The sequence below is a fragment of the Kribbella sp. NBC_01505 genome (assembly GCF_045040285.1).
GTDB lineage: Bacteria > Actinomycetota > Actinomycetes > Propionibacteriales > Kribbellaceae > Kribbella.
On the sequence record NZ_CP109425.1, the window covers coordinates 5,186,095 to 5,200,722 of the forward strand.

Annotated in this window: 17 protein-coding genes; 12 read left to right on the plus strand and 5 right to left on the minus strand. The window is 65.7% G+C overall.

From position 1 onward, the window contains the following. Positions 1-48 precede the first annotated feature (48 nt). On the minus strand, positions 49-429 hold the full coding sequence (locus OG474_RS24495) for a PIN domain-containing protein (RefSeq protein ID WP_405055889.1): 381 nt from the start codon (positions 427-429) through the stop codon (positions 49-51). Beyond that, positions 426-710: a hypothetical protein gene (locus OG474_RS24500; RefSeq protein ID WP_405055890.1), complete on the minus strand. Its 285-nt coding sequence runs from the start codon at positions 708-710 to the stop codon at positions 426-428. Before OG474_RS24500 ends, OG474_RS24495 begins: the two co-directional genes overlap by 4 nt. A gap of 64 nt (positions 711-774) precedes the next feature. Between OG474_RS24500 and OG474_RS24505 the strand changes: the two genes are divergently transcribed. From OG474_RS24505 to OG474_RS24520, 4 genes are read left to right on the plus strand one after another with little or no spacing between them, the layout of a single operon-like run. Further along, positions 775-1,764, plus strand: coding sequence for a hypothetical protein (locus OG474_RS24505; RefSeq protein WP_405055891.1), 990 nt, complete (start codon positions 775-777; stop codon positions 1,762-1,764). A 28-nt stretch (positions 1,765-1,792) separates the two neighbouring features. Beyond that, positions 1,793-2,155, plus strand: a complete 363-nt coding sequence (locus tag OG474_RS24510; RefSeq protein WP_405055892.1) for a hypothetical protein — start codon at positions 1,793-1,795, stop codon at positions 2,153-2,155. Next, positions 2,152-2,619: a hypothetical protein gene (locus OG474_RS24515; RefSeq protein ID WP_405055893.1), complete on the plus strand. Its 468-nt coding sequence runs from the start codon at positions 2,152-2,154 to the stop codon at positions 2,617-2,619. Before OG474_RS24510 ends, OG474_RS24515 begins: the two co-directional genes overlap by 4 nt. Then, on the plus strand, positions 2,616-3,401 hold the full coding sequence (locus OG474_RS24520) for a hypothetical protein (RefSeq protein WP_405055894.1): 786 nt from the start codon (positions 2,616-2,618) through the stop codon (positions 3,399-3,401). Before OG474_RS24515 ends, OG474_RS24520 begins: the two co-directional genes overlap by 4 nt. Positions 3,402-3,420: 19 nt before the next feature. On the opposite strand, the gene OG474_RS24525 is transcribed toward OG474_RS24520, so the two are convergent. Continuing rightward, positions 3,421-3,735, minus strand: coding sequence for a hypothetical protein (locus OG474_RS24525; RefSeq protein ID WP_405055895.1), 315 nt, complete (start codon positions 3,733-3,735; stop codon positions 3,421-3,423). Between the two features lie 115 nt (positions 3,736-3,850). Continuing rightward, positions 3,851-4,354, minus strand: a complete 504-nt coding sequence (locus tag OG474_RS24530) for a hypothetical protein (RefSeq protein ID WP_405055896.1) — start codon at positions 4,352-4,354, stop codon at positions 3,851-3,853. Between the two features lie 150 nt (positions 4,355-4,504). Between OG474_RS24530 and OG474_RS24535 the strand changes: the two genes are divergently transcribed. The 4 genes from OG474_RS24535 to OG474_RS24550 all read left to right on the plus strand — a co-directional run bounded on the left by OG474_RS24535 (position 4,505) and on the right by OG474_RS24550 (position 8,095). Further along, positions 4,505-5,134, plus strand: a complete 630-nt coding sequence (locus OG474_RS24535; RefSeq protein WP_405055897.1) for a hypothetical protein — start codon at positions 4,505-4,507, stop codon at positions 5,132-5,134. A gap of 78 nt (positions 5,135-5,212) precedes the next feature. Further along, on the plus strand, positions 5,213-6,226 hold the full coding sequence (locus OG474_RS24540) for a hypothetical protein (RefSeq protein ID WP_405055898.1): 1,014 nt from the start codon (positions 5,213-5,215) through the stop codon (positions 6,224-6,226). A 119-nt stretch (positions 6,227-6,345) separates the two neighbouring features. Next, the gene (locus OG474_RS24545) at positions 6,346-6,996 is read left to right on the plus strand and encodes a hypothetical protein (RefSeq protein ID WP_405055899.1); all 651 of its coding nucleotides are present in this window, start codon (positions 6,346-6,348) and stop codon (positions 6,994-6,996) included. Between the two features lie 79 nt (positions 6,997-7,075). Beyond that, the gene (locus OG474_RS24550; protein WP_405055900.1) at positions 7,076-8,095 is read left to right on the plus strand and encodes a hypothetical protein; all 1,020 of its coding nucleotides are present in this window, start codon (positions 7,076-7,078) and stop codon (positions 8,093-8,095) included. A 53-nt stretch (positions 8,096-8,148) separates the two neighbouring features. On the opposite strand, the gene OG474_RS24555 is transcribed toward OG474_RS24550, so the two are convergent. Continuing rightward, positions 8,149-9,336: an amidohydrolase gene (locus OG474_RS24555; protein ID WP_405055901.1), complete on the minus strand. Its 1,188-nt coding sequence runs from the start codon at positions 9,334-9,336 to the stop codon at positions 8,149-8,151. A 234-nt stretch (positions 9,337-9,570) separates the two neighbouring features. Between OG474_RS24555 and OG474_RS24560 the strand changes: the two genes are divergently transcribed. The 4 genes from OG474_RS24560 (at position 9,571) to OG474_RS24575 (ending at position 14,627) form a co-directional block, all read left to right on the plus strand. Further along, complete coding sequence (locus tag OG474_RS24560; RefSeq protein ID WP_405055902.1) at positions 9,571-10,629, plus strand: BMP family protein; 1,059 nt, start codon at positions 9,571-9,573, stop codon at positions 10,627-10,629. Positions 10,630-10,726: 97 nt separating this feature from the next. Continuing rightward, positions 10,727-12,256: an ABC transporter ATP-binding protein gene (locus OG474_RS24565; RefSeq protein ID WP_405055903.1), complete on the plus strand. Its 1,530-nt coding sequence runs from the start codon at positions 10,727-10,729 to the stop codon at positions 12,254-12,256. After that, positions 12,256-13,368 carry an ABC transporter permease gene (locus OG474_RS24570; protein WP_405055904.1) on the plus strand — a complete coding sequence of 371 codons (1,113 nt, stop codon included), beginning with the start codon at positions 12,256-12,258 and terminating at the stop codon, positions 13,366-13,368. Before OG474_RS24565 ends, OG474_RS24570 begins: the two co-directional genes overlap by 1 nt. Beyond that, on the plus strand, positions 13,365-14,627 hold the full coding sequence (locus OG474_RS24575) for an ABC transporter permease (protein ID WP_405055905.1): 1,263 nt from the start codon (positions 13,365-13,367) through the stop codon (positions 14,625-14,627). Before OG474_RS24570 ends, OG474_RS24575 begins: the two co-directional genes overlap by 4 nt. Position 14,628: the final 1 nt, after the last annotated feature.

The following is a 14,628-nucleotide window of genomic DNA, read 5'->3' on the forward strand; positions in this document are numbered from 1 at the left end:
GACACCCGCAAAGGACACCGCTTCGCGGCGACAGTCCCTTGACCCCGGTCAGACTACGGACAGCTCGACGTGGAGGTCCGCCTCCGCCGCCAACGCCGCGAGATCGTCGGGGTCGGAGGTGAAAATCAGATCGCCGTCACGAGCCAGCAGGACGACAGCGGCGTCGATCACGTCGCGACCGCCGGTCAGTCGCAGCAAGGCTCCCGCGCGCCGGCCGAGTTCTTCGTCCAACGGTTCTACCTGAACTGCCTCGAGGAGACGGGCGAGTGGAACCTGGCGTCCGGATCCGCCGCGCCAGACCTGCCCGATGACGCCGCCGTGCGTGACCGGCGTGCGACCGGCGAGCAGTTCGGCTTTGACGAGGGCGAGAACCTGCTTGTTGCCGCGTTCGGCGGCCACAAAGGCGCCGGCGTCGAGAATGAGGCTCATGCCGCCCCATGGGAACGCTTGCCTCGGACGACGATCGCGCCCGCCCGGACGGAGCGCTCCGCTTCGGCGATGTCCTCGTCCGTGATCACGCCGTTCTCGGCCTCGTACTCCGCGATGAATCGGTCAAGCGCCTGGAGCCGGCGCTCATGCGCGAGCTGACGGTGGAGGGCATTGTTGACCCATGCACTGACGCTGCCGGACCGTCCTGCGGAGACGGCGGCCCGAGCAGCCTCGACCACGTCGTGGTCGACGGTCACCGACAACTTCTCCTTGTCAGTCATACCCAAATCCTACTCGTATCCCACCGCGTGTGCATTAGACCGTTCTTGGCCTAGGGTTCTGAGCGTGGGGTTCTCCGGAATTGACGCCGACGGCGTACTGGCGCTGTCCGCCGCCACTCTGGCCTCCTCGGGCAACCTGAACCTGGAGGCCAAGGCGGTCCAGGGCGTCATCGGTACCGTCAGCGACCTGGTGCCCGACCCGCCGAACGTGACCGGCAAGGTCACCCCCGCGGTGGAGGAGCTCGCCCGTATCTCGGGCTGGGCCAAGGACATCGCCATCAAGTTCGTCGACGACTCCAAACCCCTGAAGGACCTGGCCACCCTCGGCTACTGGCTCCCCGACTTCAGCAAACTCGGCTGGGACGGCAGCAAGACAGTCGGCGAGAACATCGACAAGACGGCCCGCTCGGACGAGTTCGGCGCCTTCGTCCTCGGCACCGCCGGCGCCTTGCTGGACCGCTATCGCAAGTGGGAAATCATAGTCCCCAAGCCCGGCACGCCGCCGGTGTGGCTGGACACCGTCGATGACGTCATCCTCGGTGACCCGTACGTCCGCTTACCGTCCGGCTTTCACGTTCCGCAGGGTGGAAGCGCTGACCCGAACATCTCCAGAATCGCCAATGAGAGTATGGGGCCTGGTTTCCAACAGCCCGGCCGCAGCTTGTCACCCGAGAATTTCGGCCGTCCACCGACGTGGGCGCGGTACAGCAGCAAGGGACTGTTCGTCGTCGGTACCGCACTGACTTTGTACGACGTAGGCGCGAGCCAATGGGAACACGATCAGAAATATCACCCGGAGTGGAGCACAGGTCAGCGTGTAGCCAGTACCGGATACAGCCTGGCGACCGAAGGCACTGGCGCGGTCGGTCTCGGTATGCTCGGGGCGACCTGGGGCGCGTCGATCGGAACCGCCATCTTCCCCGGCGTGGGCACAGTGATAGGAGGCATCGTTGGCGGAGCGGTTGGGGCTTTCGTCGGCTCGAAAGTCGGCAAGGCGGCCGGTACCGTACTCAAACAGGGAGCGAAGAAGATCTGGAACTCCTTGTTCGGCTAATTCATCCAACGAGCATGAGGTGGCATTGATGTGGCCCGTCGCGGTATCCGGGTTGCTGCTGTTTCTGGCCGGACTCAGTGCCTACGCGGGGTATGGCAAGCCAATCATTGTCACGATGTGGCCCAAGCCGTACCTGTCCTTCGGCGTCGCCTGGCTAGGCCTCTCAGCACTCTTCGCGGCCGTCGGGAACCCGTTGATGGATTCAGGTTTTGCGATTCCGGGTACGTTGCTGATCCTTCTCGGTCTGGTGTGTTTCGTCATCATGCTGCTGAGCTTCTTCTGGTTGCCCCGAGTGCTGCTGCCGGGTTGGTACAAGAACTGGGTGGACGGTGGCAGAAGCGTCCTCGAAGTCAGCCAGTGGCCGAAGTTCGGCCGGGGAGGACGTTCGTGAGCGAGTGGGTCACCGATCCCGAGACGGGTTTTGCCCTCGGTCTGCCGAACGGCTGGGAACAACTCCAGTACGACGGGCTGTCGCTGGCGATCGCTATTCCGGTCCCCGACGGGTACCCGTACCGCCCCAATATCACCGTCCTGATTGCCGAGATCGGCTCGGAGGTCGACATCAGGAAGCTCGGTACCGACGCGATCGTCGCCGCGAAGCTGACCTCCGACGATCCCCACGTCCTGGCCTACGACCTGCATCTGGCACCGGACGGAGTGGTCGGGCGTCGTCTGACGTTCGCCTACCGCAGCGATGCGAACGCGATCGCAGTGACTCAGTGGCTGCTGCTTCATCAGGGGCTGTACATGGTCATCACCGCGAGTTGTCTGATCTCCGATCTGACCACAGTGCAGCAAGCTTTCGAGTACTCGGTCGATGTCCTGCGTCTACCGGGGGCGGAGGTCTCCGCATGACGTTGCCAAGGCTCGACCCCTACATGCAGGGCATTGGCGAAGAAGTCGAGGATCTCTCCCGGATCTCCGCCAGTCAGCCTTACGAGTCCCTCGGTCCCGTCCTGCCTCGTCAGGCGCTGAACATCCTGGTGGAACGGTCCCGGAAGGTCACCATCGGTCTGAAGGAACTCCTCGAGGCCGGCCTGGCGACCGACAAGGGCAAGCTGACGGAGCAAGGGCAGTTGGTCAAGACGATTCTGACCAAGCCGGCTGCCCAGATCCGGATCGAGTCGTCCCGTGGCCGCGCGACGCTGACCTTCGAGGCCTACATCGCCAACGGTCAAGCGGTTCTGCTCGCCTCCGCGTCCCCTGCGTCGCTGCCCGAGGTGCCGCACGGCGAAGACATCCTGACCGCCTCGGCTTTCGTTCGCCTCGACTTCGTTCCGGCAGGCTACGTCCCTATAGCCATCGCCTCCTGGGTCGGCATCGCCCCCGCCTGGAGCCTCGCGACGAACCCCGAGCAGATCGAGCAAGACCTACTGATCCAGCGCGCGGATGACGATGCCATACCGCCGCCCGCCGACGCCGACGCTCATCTCAAGTACGTCTGGTCCCAGCCCTGGTTCCTCTGGACCCTCGCCGGCTCCAATCTCAATTCGGGATTGGTGATGATCAGCGCAGGCCGAGCCGGCCACTTCGCCCTCGCCCGGGGCGAGGGGACGAAGGCCCGGTTCATGTCGTATCCGTCGATGCTGCTCTGGCGAAAACTGGTGGCCCTGGTCGAGCAGTCATTGACCGCCTGAGCTTCGGGAGCGAAGCAGGCTACCTCTTCGCGGCGGCTTCGGCGGCTTCGGCGGCTTTGGCGCGGGTGTCTCGTTTGGTGGCTTCGGCTTCGCAGGCGGCGGCGTAGCTCTCGATCGAGGTTTTCGCCGAGCCGACCGTGGTCTTGGCCGAGGTCAGCGCGTCGGCGAACGTCTTCGCATGTGGGCCTGCCCACAAGGTGTCGCTGGGCAGCGGGTACTGCGTCTGCAGCTTGACCAGGTCGTCGTCCAGCGCGCCGGCCTTGGCCCGTAAATCTTTGGCCGCCTTCCGCAACTTGACCGCCTGTGCCCGCAGAACCACCGGATCATCCGCCACCTCTTGATCTTAGATCGTGCACGGGGGCCTACGGCGGAGCGGACGCGCGGACCGCCTGCGGTCAGGCGGGGCGCCGACGCCTGACCGCAGGTTGCTCAGTGGCGGGCGTCCGCTGTCAGCACGGGCGGTTCCAAGCGGTTACGTGGTGGTCGTAGATGTAGTCGAAGACCTTGACCTTCTGGGGGCCGTTGTAGAAGTAGTCGCGCCAGTAGCCGCCGGTCTCGGTGGGGGTCCAGACGCCCCAGCGGCCGCAGGCGCCGGCGCCGACGTAGAAGCCGTCGGTGTCGGCCCAGTAGATCTTGGAGCGCTGGCCCTTCTGGAGGATCGCGGAGTACTCCTCGCCCCAGCTGTGGATGATGCCGAACGGAATGCCGTCGTAGTTGGGGTTGTAGATCACGCCGCAGAGTCCCGGCGCGGTGCACTCACCCATCACCTTCATCGCGGGCGGACGGCTCGCCGCGTCGGTGATCTCGACGCGCACGTAGCCCGGCTGGGGCTGGTTGGCTGCTGAGCCCAGCTCACCTGGGGCGGGGGATGCGGAGGCGGAGGAAGTCAGACCAACAGCGAACAGAGCTGCGGCCATGGCTACGCGACAGGTACGCATCAGGTATCCAGTCATGCCGACAGCATCCAGTAATCACCCAACCACAAATCGTGCTGTCCGCAACCTGCCATAGCTGACGAGATCGCCCGACGTGGTGTCCAGCCGGACCACGGCCTGCTCAAGCGATAGCGTGAATCGTCCCGTGTCGATCTGGAGGATGGCCTGATGGCTCGTCGCCTGCCTGCTGCCGCAGTCGCCCTGATGCTGCTCGTTTCCCTCGCAGCCTGCGGAGGAAAGGACAAGCCCAGCGGCCTGCCCACCCTCACTCCAGGTGACAACGAGAGCTCCAGCGCTCCGACCTCGACGACCGGTACGCCGAGCGCGCCGTCGACTCCGAGTTCGTCCGCGAACACGCTGCCTGACTCGATCGCGGTCCACAAGCGGAAGATCAGCACCAAGACCCCGGCTGAGGCCGCTGTGGCCGAGGTGTTCGTCCGGTACATCACAGTCCGGCTGACGGCGTACAACAAGGTCGCGGTGGACCTGGACGCGCTGGCCAAGTCCTCGACCGGGGCTGCGCTGACCCAGGTGAAGGGCGACGTCGCCGGGCTGAAGAACCGCAAGCAGCACTCGGTCGGCGAGGTCTGGATAGACATCTCCAAGATCGCCATCTCCGGTAGCACGGCAACGGTGACTTCTTGTATGGACAACACCACCGTCGACGTGGATGCCAAGGGCAAACCGACGAGCGCGCCGAAGCCCTTCTACAACATCAAGAGCACCGTCCAGCTGGCCGGCGGCAAGGTCTGGCTTGTGAGCGCGATCACTTTCAAGGGCAACGTGCCCTGCCGGTGAAACCGGATCCCGTCATAGAACGTCTGACCTGAGGTCTCGATAAGGTAGGGACGCCGGAGTCGATCAGGGAGTAGACCGATGATGCGCACGATCGCGACCAGCGCGGTACTGGGGCTTGCCTCTACCGCCGCCTTCGTCGTCCCAGCCCACGCCGAGGGCGGGCTCGAGCAGTCCGACGGCGGTGGCTACAAGGTCTCGGTCCACGTCACGGTGTCGGGCGCCGACGCGGGCAAGGTCGGCAAGAGCGGTGGCTCGTCGCTGTCGGTCGCGCCGACCTGCTGGTGGCGGCTCTACAACCCGGACATCGGCGGTAACGACGCGACCACGCCGGCCGGCTTCCAGAAGTTCTACGACGAGTCGATCCCGTATCTGACCGGTCACGCCGCGGCGGGCCGGCTGTCGATGCCGGACGCCAACGAGGTCAAGCGTGTCACCGAGGCGTCCGCCGGTGGCGCGAACTACCGCTGGTACCAGCTTCAGTGCAAGCCCGGTGCCAGCGGCGTCAAGGAGGGCTACACCAAGTCCGGCGGCACCTACATGGGTACGGAGATCGGCGTTAGCTATGCCGCCTTCCTGCAGGGTCAGGAGCCTGAGCCGTACGTCGCTCCGAAGGATCTCGCCGACGCGCTCTGGGCGGCTGCTGAGCAGGGGCTGACCAACCCGACCATCGACCGGAACCCCAAGGTCGGGGCCCAAGGTGGCGCGACGGTGGTCAACGTTCCGACAATGTTCTGGGTGACCAACGCGGCCGCCTCGCTCGCCGACGACGGCAAGATCGAGTTGGTCGCGACCGCGGGCAACACCACCGTGCGACTGAACGCCGCGAGCAGCGGGGTCGACTTCACCTCGCCGGCCGGCTCCAACTCCTGCAGCGTCGACCAGGCCAAGCAGGCCTTCAGCGCAGGCAAGTCGGACGCCGGAGGGTGCACGATCACCTTCGACCGCTCGAACGCAGGCTGGCCGGTCACCGCCACCATCTCCTGGTCCGGCCGGTGGACCGGAAGCGACGGCAGCGGAGAGCCACTCCCCGAGGTCTTCCACTCCACCACCACCAACGTCCCCGTGACTGAGATCCAGATCCAGAACCGCTGACCTCTAACCCGGCGACCGCCGGTGCTTCAGTAGAGCACCCGCTCGGCGGACGCCTCCGCGATCCTGGTCTCGCCCCACGCTAGCGTGGGGCGACTCATGTTGACCTGGAGGTTGTACCGATGGCTCGTCGCCCAACTGTTGTCGCCGCAACCTTGTTGTTGGTGGTCTCACTCGCAGCCTGCGCGAAGGAAAAGCCGAGTGGCCTGCCGACTCTGACACCCGGCGGGGGTGACTCGACCAGCGACAGCAGCAGCGGCACGGTGCCGGTTTCGACGGCTCCGACTGTCGCGGACACGCCGATCACGACCGGCCCGGTTTCACCGTCCGTGGGTCCGCCGTCGTCGACGGGTGTGCACGCCGGGAAGATCGTGACGAGTACGCCCGATCAGAAGGCCGTGGCTGACGTGTTCCTGCGGTACCTCGCACTGCGCTTGGCGGCGTACAACAAGGTCGAGGTGGACTTGAGTGCGATAAGCAAGGTCGCGACCGGACAAGCGATCAGCGGGGTCAAGGCCGCGGTTGAGCAACTCAGGTCCAACAAGCAGCACACGATCGGGGAGCTGTACGTCAACATTCCGGGCGTCCAGGTCAAAGGGACGACCGCGACCATGCGGTCGTGCATGGACAACACGACGATCGACGTCGACGTCAAGGGTAAAGCGGCGGAAAATCCCGTTCCGTACTTCTCGGTGGACAGCACGTTCGAGAAGGCCGGCGGAACCATCTGGGTCGTCAAGACCGTCAGGTTCACCCAGGTGCAGTGCAAGTGAGCCTGCTTGCGTCATGAACCGCACGGGCTCGCGTCCCACTATCATGAGTGCGTCGACCGTCTGCTAGGGGAGCGATTTCATGAAGCGAGTGGTCCCGATCACCATTCTGGCGCTGGCTCTTGGCGCCATAACGGCTCCACTGGCCAGCGCGAACATCGGCGACGATCCGACGTACGGCGGCAAGGGGTTCAAGGTCTCGGTCATGGTGAACGTCACCAGCGACTCGGGAAAGATCGTCCAGACAGGATCGCGGACGATTTCGGTCCCCGCCAGATGCTGGTGGAAGCAGGCAAGAGCTTTCGACTACGAAAGCACCGACATCAGTTCTCCGGAGGCGTTTGCGAAGTACGTCGCAGAGAACCCACTGCAGGGCCATGCCGGGGCGGGCAACCTCTCGCGTCCGTCCAATGACGAGATCATTCGGGTGAACGCAGAGTCGAAGGCTGGTAAGGCCTATCGGTGGTACTGGGTCGAATGTGCAGACGGCCTGAACGCGTTGGATGAGGGCTACACCACTCTCGGCGGCACCTTCATGGGCCAAAGGATCGGCATGTCCTTTCGTGCGTTCCTGCCCGGAGAGGTCCCCGAGCCGCTGATCGCCGTCGAGAATCTCGCGGACGTGCTGTGGGACGAGGCGCAGAAGCAGATCGTCGCACCCACGCTGGACCGCAACCCGAAGGCCGCGAACGCGGGTGGCGCGGCCGTCGTCAACCTGCCGAACTGGTTCTGGGTCACGAACCCGGACGAGTCGCTGGCCGACGACGGCGTACTCCGGCTGACAGCCTCCGTTCCCGGGACCCCGGTGAACATGACTCTGGAGGCCACGACCGGTGACGTCGACATCTCGTCGGTGGCCGGTTCCAACAGTTGCTCTGTCCCCCGGGCCAAGTACAGCTTCGGTCAGGGCAAGTCGGACGACAACGCGTGCATCGTGACCTTCAACCAGGCGAACGCCGGCTGGCCGGTCACCGCAACTGTCAACTGGACCGCCAACTGGCAGGGCGTGGACAGTGCCGGAGCGCACGAAGGCACCGCGACGCTCGCCCGCTCGACCACCATCAACGTGCCGGTGACCGAGATTCAGGTCCAGAACCGCTAGTCAGACGATCGAAGCCGGCCGGTTGCTCCACTCGAGCGGCCGGCCGGTTGCGTTCAGTCCAGGAGTGCGGCGGCGGTGAGGATCGTGGTGCCGAGGGCGACGGCGGATTCGTCCGGGTTGAAGCCCGGTGTGTGCAGGTCCGCAGCGGCGTCCACGCCGACCGGACGAACCCCAAGCCGGGCCATTGCGCCCGGCACATGCTCGAGGTACCAGGCGAAGTCCTCGCCCCCGAGGCTCTGGTCGGTGGGTGCGACCGCTCCAGCGCCAAGCGTCTCCTCGACCGCCTGACGCAATACGTCGATCGCGCCCGCATCGTTGACCACCGGCGGGACGCCGTGGGTGACCTCGGTGCTGACCTCCACGCCGTACGGCGCTGCGATCTGGTCGGCGAGGATGGGAACCAGATCGGCAGCCGTGCGCCAGGCATTGGCGTCCAGGCAGCGCAGCGTGCCTTCGGCCTCGCCACGGGACGGGATCGCGTTGGCGGCGGAGCCGGCGGTGATGCGGCCCCACACGAGCGACATTCCCGCCCGCGGGTCTACCCGGCGGGACAGCGCAGCCGGGAGCTCGGTGACGACGGTGGACAGCGCATAGACGAGATCACTGGTCAGATGCGGCCGAGAGGTGTGGCCGCCCTTGCCGGAGAGCCTGACGAGGATGCGGTCCGCAGCAGCGGTCAGAGCGCCCACACGGAGGCCCACCTGCCCCACCTGGAGCCGCGGGTCGCAATGGAGCCCGTAGATCCGTCGTACGCCGTCCAGCCCGCCTGCGGCGATTACACCGAGTGCACCGCCTGGCATGACCTCCTCGGCCGGCTGGAAGATCAGCCGCACGCGGTGTCGGAGCACGCCCTCCTGAGCCATCTTGGCCAGCACCAGCCCGGCGCCGAGCAGCGCAGCAGTGTGTACGTCGTGGCCGCACGCGTGCGCAGCGCCCTCGACAGTCGATCGCCACGGTGCGTCAACAGCGTCCGGAACCGGCAGCGCGTCGATATCCGCCCGGAGAGCGATACAGGTGTCGCCAGAGCCGATGTCGCAGATCAGACCGGTCCCCGTCGGGAGCACCTGGGGAGACAGTCCGGCCGCCGTCAGGCGCCGTACCAGCAGATCCGTCGTACGGACCTCGTGCCAGCCCAGTTCGGGGTGAGCGTGCAGGTCACGGCGCACCGCGATCGCCTCTTCCCGGACCTCGTCGACGCGGGCCTTCACGTCGGCAAGCAGCAGGCTGTGCGAAGTCGTCATCCCACAATCCTCGCATCCGCGCCCGACCAGTCGACGCACTGGTCAGGCCCCGGACAGGTCCGTGTCACCCACTGTTTAACCCGCCGCGATCACTCTCTGTCAGAGCGTCACATGGGAACTACGATTGAGTAACGAGCATCCTTCCTGCTCATCGTCAGTGGCTGGCGAAATAATCCCGGTCTATCGTGTCGCTGCGAACGCCTGTACGGGGCGATCAACGATCGAGGAGGCATCTTGCGGCACACGACCAAGCTGGCGGCTGTAGCCGTCACGGTGGCACTCATCGTCACGGGCTGCGCGAAGAAGGAGACCCCGGGCGCGGCCGGCGGCGGTGACGAGCTGTGCGCTGACAAGTCGGGGAAGGGCCCGAAGATTGGCCTCGCGTACGACATCGGTGGCCGGGGTGACCTGTCGTTCAACGACCTGGCTGCCGCGGGTGTGAAGAAGGCCATCGGCGATCTGGACGCCACCTGTGAAGAGGCCGAGGCGGCCCCTGACGAGCCGGCGTCCGCTCAGGAAGAGCGGCTTCGCACCCTGGCTGACGCGGGCTACAACCCGATTCTGGCCATCGGCAACGTCTACAGCGCGCCGACTGTCAAGGTCGCCAAGGAGTACCCGAACGTGAAGTTCGCGGTCGTCGACGGCTTCCTGCCGGCGCCGAACGTGACCAACCTGGTCTTCGCGGCGGAGCAGGGCGCTTTCCTCGTCGGCGCCGCTGCGGCACTCAAGACGAAGACCAAGAAGGTTGGCTTCATCGGCGGTGTGCCGGGTCCGATCATCGATCCGTTCGAGGCCGGCTACAAGGCGGGCGTGGCGGCAGTCGACCCGGCCATCAAGGTCGACGTCAAGTTCCTGTCCGACAAGCCGGACGGAAACGCGTTCAACAACACCGCGGGTGGCAAGACCGCGGCCACCGCTTTGTACGACGCTGGTTCGGACGTCGTCTTCCACGCGTCCGGCAAGTCCGGCGGTGGTCTTTTCGACGTCGTCGCCACCAAGCCGGACGGTATCTGGGCGATCGGTGTGGACTCCGACCAGTACCTGACTGCGACCCCGGAGCAGCAGAAGCACATCCTGACCTCGTCGCTGAAGCGCGTCGACGTCGCGGTCTTCGACTTTGTGAAGGCCTTCAAGGACGGCACCGCCAAGGCCGGCAACGACAACTACGACCTCAAGCGTGACGGTGTCGGCTACGCCACCAGCGGCGACTTCCTGAAGGACGTCGCGCCGAAGCTCGACGAGTACAAGGCGAAGCTCATCTCGGGCGAGCTGAAGGCTCCCTCGAAGCTCTGACGACGGATTCCCTCGGGCTCGGCCGGTGACGCGGTAGCGTTCTCGTCCGGGCCCGAGGCTCGTTCCAGGCGACAACGGGGTTGCCAGTGACCAGGGAGTGTGTGACATCAGCACCAAGACCGATACGTTGGCGGTCCGGCTCCGGGGGATCGGAAAGAGCTTCCCCGGCGTGGTCGCCAATCGCGACGTCGATCTCGATGTCCGGCAGGGAACGGTTCACGCCCTGGTCGGCGAGAACGGCGCGGGCAAGTCGACCCTGATGAAGATCCTGTACGGCGTGCAGCGGCCGGACGAGGGCACGATCGAGCTGAACGGTGAGCAGTTGGTCCTGCACGCACCGGCCGACGCCATCGGGCACGGCGTGGGCATGGTCTTCCAGCACTTCATGCTGGCCGACAACCTGACGGTGCTGGAGAACGTCGTTCTCGGCGCCGAGAAGCTGTTCGGTATCGGTGACCGGGCGCGGACCAAGATCCAGGAACTGTCGGACACGTACGGGTTCGGATTGTCCCCTGACGACCTGGTCGAGGACCTCGGCGTTGGCGAGCGGCAGCGGATCGAGATCCTGAAGGTGCTCTACCGGGGCGCGAAGATCATCATCCTCGATGAGCCGACGGCGGTCCTGGTGCCGCAGGAGGTCGACGCCCTGTTCGGCAATCTGCGCGAGCTCAAGGCGCAGGGATATACCTTGCTCTTCATTTCGCACAAGCTGGACGAAGTCTTGTCCGTCGCCGACGACATCACGGTGATGCGACGAGGTACGACGGTCGCCGCGGTGCAGCCCGATCAGGTGACAGCACGTCAGTTGGCGGAGCTGATGGTGGGGGCCGAGCTGCCGTCACCGAGTACCGAGGAGTCGACGGTCACCGACACCGTCCAGCTCGTCGTCGACCACGTGACACTGAGCGGCACCGGATCGAGAGCCCTGCTGGACGACGTCTCACTGCGCATTCACCGCGGTGAGGTCCTGGGGATCGCCGGTGTCGAGGGCAACGGCCAGACCGAACTCGTCGAGCTCATCATGGGAATGCGCCCGGCCACCTCTGGGCGAGTGCGGCTCGGCGACGTCGATATCACCAGCTGGAGTACGGCCGCTCGCCGTGAGGCGGGGATCGGCTACATCCCGGAAGACCGGCATCGGCACGGGCTGTTGCTCGACTTTCCGCTGTGGGAGAACCGGATCCTGGGTCATCAGACCCGCCCGCCGAGCGTGCGAGGTCCCTGGATCAACAAGACAGGGGCGCGTAAGGACAGCGAGCGCATCGTCGCGGAGTACGACGTCCGGACGCCGTCCGTCGACACGACCGCCAGGGCGCTGTCAGGCGGAAATCAGCAGAAGTTCATCGTCGGCCGGGAGATGAGCGGCGATCCGGTGCTGCTGATCGCGTCGCACCCGACTCGTGGCGTCGACGTCGGTGCCCAGGCCGCCATCTGGGACCACCTCCGCGCAGCCCGCCGGAACGGGCTGGCCGTCTTGCTGATCTCCGCCGACCTCGATGAATTGATCGGTCTGTCGGACCAGATCCAGGTGATCCTGCGCGGCAGGCTGGTCGGCGAGTTCGACCCCGACACGGTGACGCCGGAACAGCTGGGGTCCGCGATGACCGGCGCTGGAAACGAGGACTGATGGGTAACCTGCTGAACCTGCGCCGGATCGGGCTGGCGCTGGCTGCACCGGTGCTGGCCGTCGTTGCCGCCCTCTTGATCACCTGCGTGATCCTGCTGGTGGCCGGAAACCCGGTCTCCGGCTTCCTCACCACGATCTTCACGGTGCCGGCCGACCGCAACATCGTCAACATCCTGAACAATGCCTCGATCCTGTACCTGTCCGGTCTCGCGGCCGCGATCGGTTTCCGGATGAATCTGTTCAACATCGGCGTGGAGGGGCAGTACCGGACGGCGGTTTTCGCCGCTGCCGCGTTCGCTGCGCAGGGCTGGCTGCCGGGTCCGATCAACGTCGTGGTGTCGATCGTGCTCGCGATGGTGGTCGGTGCCGCCTGGGCCGGGATCGCCGGCCTCCTGAAGGTCACTCGCGGAGTCAGCGAAGTGATCTCGACGATCATGCTCAACGCCATTGCCCTGTCACTGACCGCGTACCTGCTGCGCAAGGTCGGTGTGGTTACCGGCAACAATCTGTCCACCAAGGACATCCCGCAGGACAGCTGGGTGTCCGGCATCCGAATCTTGCCCTCGGCCCCCAACGAGCTGCTCGGCCTGGCGCTGCTGGCGGTCATCGGTGGTGTCGCGTACGCCGTGCTGCTGAACCGGTCGCGGTTCGGTTTCCAACTACGCGCGACCGGTACGTCGGCCAGCGCGGCCGTTGCCAGCGGCATCGACGTACGCCGGATGGTCGTCGTGTCGATGCTGATCTCGGGCGCCATCGCCGGTCTGATCGGTCTGCCGCTGCTGTTCGGTAACTCACACAACTACGGCTCGACCTTCCAGACCGGTATCGGTTTCGCCGGAATCGCCGTCGCGCTGCTCGGCCGCAACCACCCGATCGGCATTGCCTTCGGTGCGTTGCTCTTCTCCTACCTGACCGAGCAGAGCAGCCTGCTCGAGATCAAGGCCGGCGTGTCGAACGACATCGTGTCGATCACCCAGGGCGTCATCGTGTTGTCCGTGGTGATCGCGTACGAAGTCGTCCGCAGGTACCGAACGGCGCTCGAGCAGCGTCGGGTGGCGGCTGAACTCAATACCCCGGCCCCGGCCGTGGCGACCTCGGAGGCGACCCGATGACGATGGCTCCCGAAGAGCTCCGGTCCGCCGGAACCCCGTCCGGTGCTCAGGCTCCACGGCGACGGATCGGCCTCTGGGTCTGGGTGCTCGCGGGTTTCGTCCTGCTGTCGCTGGTCCGCGTCCTCACCGGAGCCCACGAGGTGGACTCGGCCGGAACCCTGCGCGAGACCGTCAACGCCGCCGTACCGATCGCTCTGGCGGCACTCGCCGGTCTGTGGTCCGAGCGGGCCGGCGTGGTCAACATCGGCCTCGAGGGGATGATGATCCTCGGCACGATCGGAGCCGGTTACTTCGGCTTCTGGTACGGACCGTGGGCCGGTGTCATCGGCGCGATGGTCTTCGGCATGATCGGTGCTGCGTTGCACGCCTTGGCAACAGTGACCTTCGGCGTCGACCACATCGTCTCCGGCGTGGCCATCAACATCATCGCGATCGGTGCCGCGTCCTTCCTCGCCGAAACCTGGTTCTCGAACCTGAAGGGGGCCGGCCCGACGCAGTCGCCGCCCTTGGACGCACCGCTGACGATCACGATCCCCGGTCTCTCGGACGCGATGACGACGCTGCAGGACAAGCACTGGCTGCTGATCTCCGATGCGGCCTCCGTCATCGCGGCGGTGACCACTTCGGTTTCGACTCTGACGGTGCTGGCCGTTCTTCTCGTGGTCGGCAGCGCCTTGCTGCTGTGGCGCACGGCCTTTGGCCTCCGGCTGCGGTCCTGCGGAGAGAGTCCGACGGCCGCCGAGACGCTCGGTATCAACGTCTACCGCTACAAGTTCATGGCAGTACTCGTGTCGGGTGGTATCGCAGGAATCGCCGGCGCGTTCCTTGTGCTGGTGTCGTCCGGGCTTTACCAGAATGGGCAGACGGGCGGCCGCGGCTACATCGGTCTGGCCGCCATGATCTTCGGGAACTGGCGTCCGGTCGGTCTGGTGGTCGGTTCGGTTCTGTTCGGCTACACCGATGCTCTTCAGCTCCGCGCCGGTGGTGAGGCGGTGCACGCGTTGCTGATCATCGTCACCGTCATTCTGCTGGGCGTTGCGGTTCTGCAGTTCCGTCGGGGCCTGCGGATCGCCGCGACCACCTCGCTGGTGATCGCGATCGGGTTCGCAGTCTGGTTCTTCACGACCGACGCCGTACCGGCTGACTTCACGCGGATGACGCCGTACGTGACGACGATCCTGGTTTTGGGCCTGGCGGCGCAGCGGCTCCGGATGCCGGCGGCTGACGGTGCCAGATACAGACGTGGTCAGGCGGGATAAG

Bases quoted from the DNA above. Each gene is read 5' to 3' on its own strand.
- OG474_RS24540 (WP_405055898.1), top strand. From the start codon at position 5,213: ATGATGCGCACGATCGCGACCAGCGCGGTACTGGGGCTTGCCTCTACC.
- OG474_RS24510 (WP_405055892.1), top strand. From the start codon at position 1,793: ATGTGGCCCGTCGCGGTATCCGGGTTGCTGCTGTTTCTGGCCGGACTC.
- OG474_RS24570 (WP_405055904.1), top strand. From the start codon at position 12,256: ATGGGTAACCTGCTGAACCTGCGCCGGATCGGGCTGGCGCTGGCTGCA.
- OG474_RS24545 (WP_405055899.1), top strand. From the start codon at position 6,346: ATGGCTCGTCGCCCAACTGTTGTCGCCGCAACCTTGTTGTTGGTGGTC.
- OG474_RS24555 (WP_405055901.1), bottom strand. From the start codon at position 9,336: ATGACGACTTCGCACAGCCTGCTGCTTGCCGACGTGAAGGCCCGCGTC.
- OG474_RS24520 (WP_405055894.1), top strand. From the start codon at position 2,616: ATGACGTTGCCAAGGCTCGACCCCTACATGCAGGGCATTGGCGAAGAA.
- OG474_RS24535 (WP_405055897.1), top strand. From the start codon at position 4,505: ATGGCTCGTCGCCTGCCTGCTGCCGCAGTCGCCCTGATGCTGCTCGTT.
- OG474_RS24575 (WP_405055905.1), top strand. From the start codon at position 13,365: ATGACGATGGCTCCCGAAGAGCTCCGGTCCGCCGGAACCCCGTCCGGT.
- OG474_RS24500 (WP_405055890.1), bottom strand. From the start codon at position 710: ATGACTGACAAGGAGAAGTTGTCGGTGACCGTCGACCACGACGTGGTC.
- OG474_RS24495 (WP_405055889.1), bottom strand. From the start codon at position 429: ATGAGCCTCATTCTCGACGCCGGCGCCTTTGTGGCCGCCGAACGCGGC.
- OG474_RS24530 (WP_405055896.1), bottom strand. From the start codon at position 4,354: ATGACTGGATACCTGATGCGTACCTGTCGCGTAGCCATGGCCGCAGCT.
- OG474_RS24550 (WP_405055900.1), top strand. From the start codon at position 7,076: ATGAAGCGAGTGGTCCCGATCACCATTCTGGCGCTGGCTCTTGGCGCC.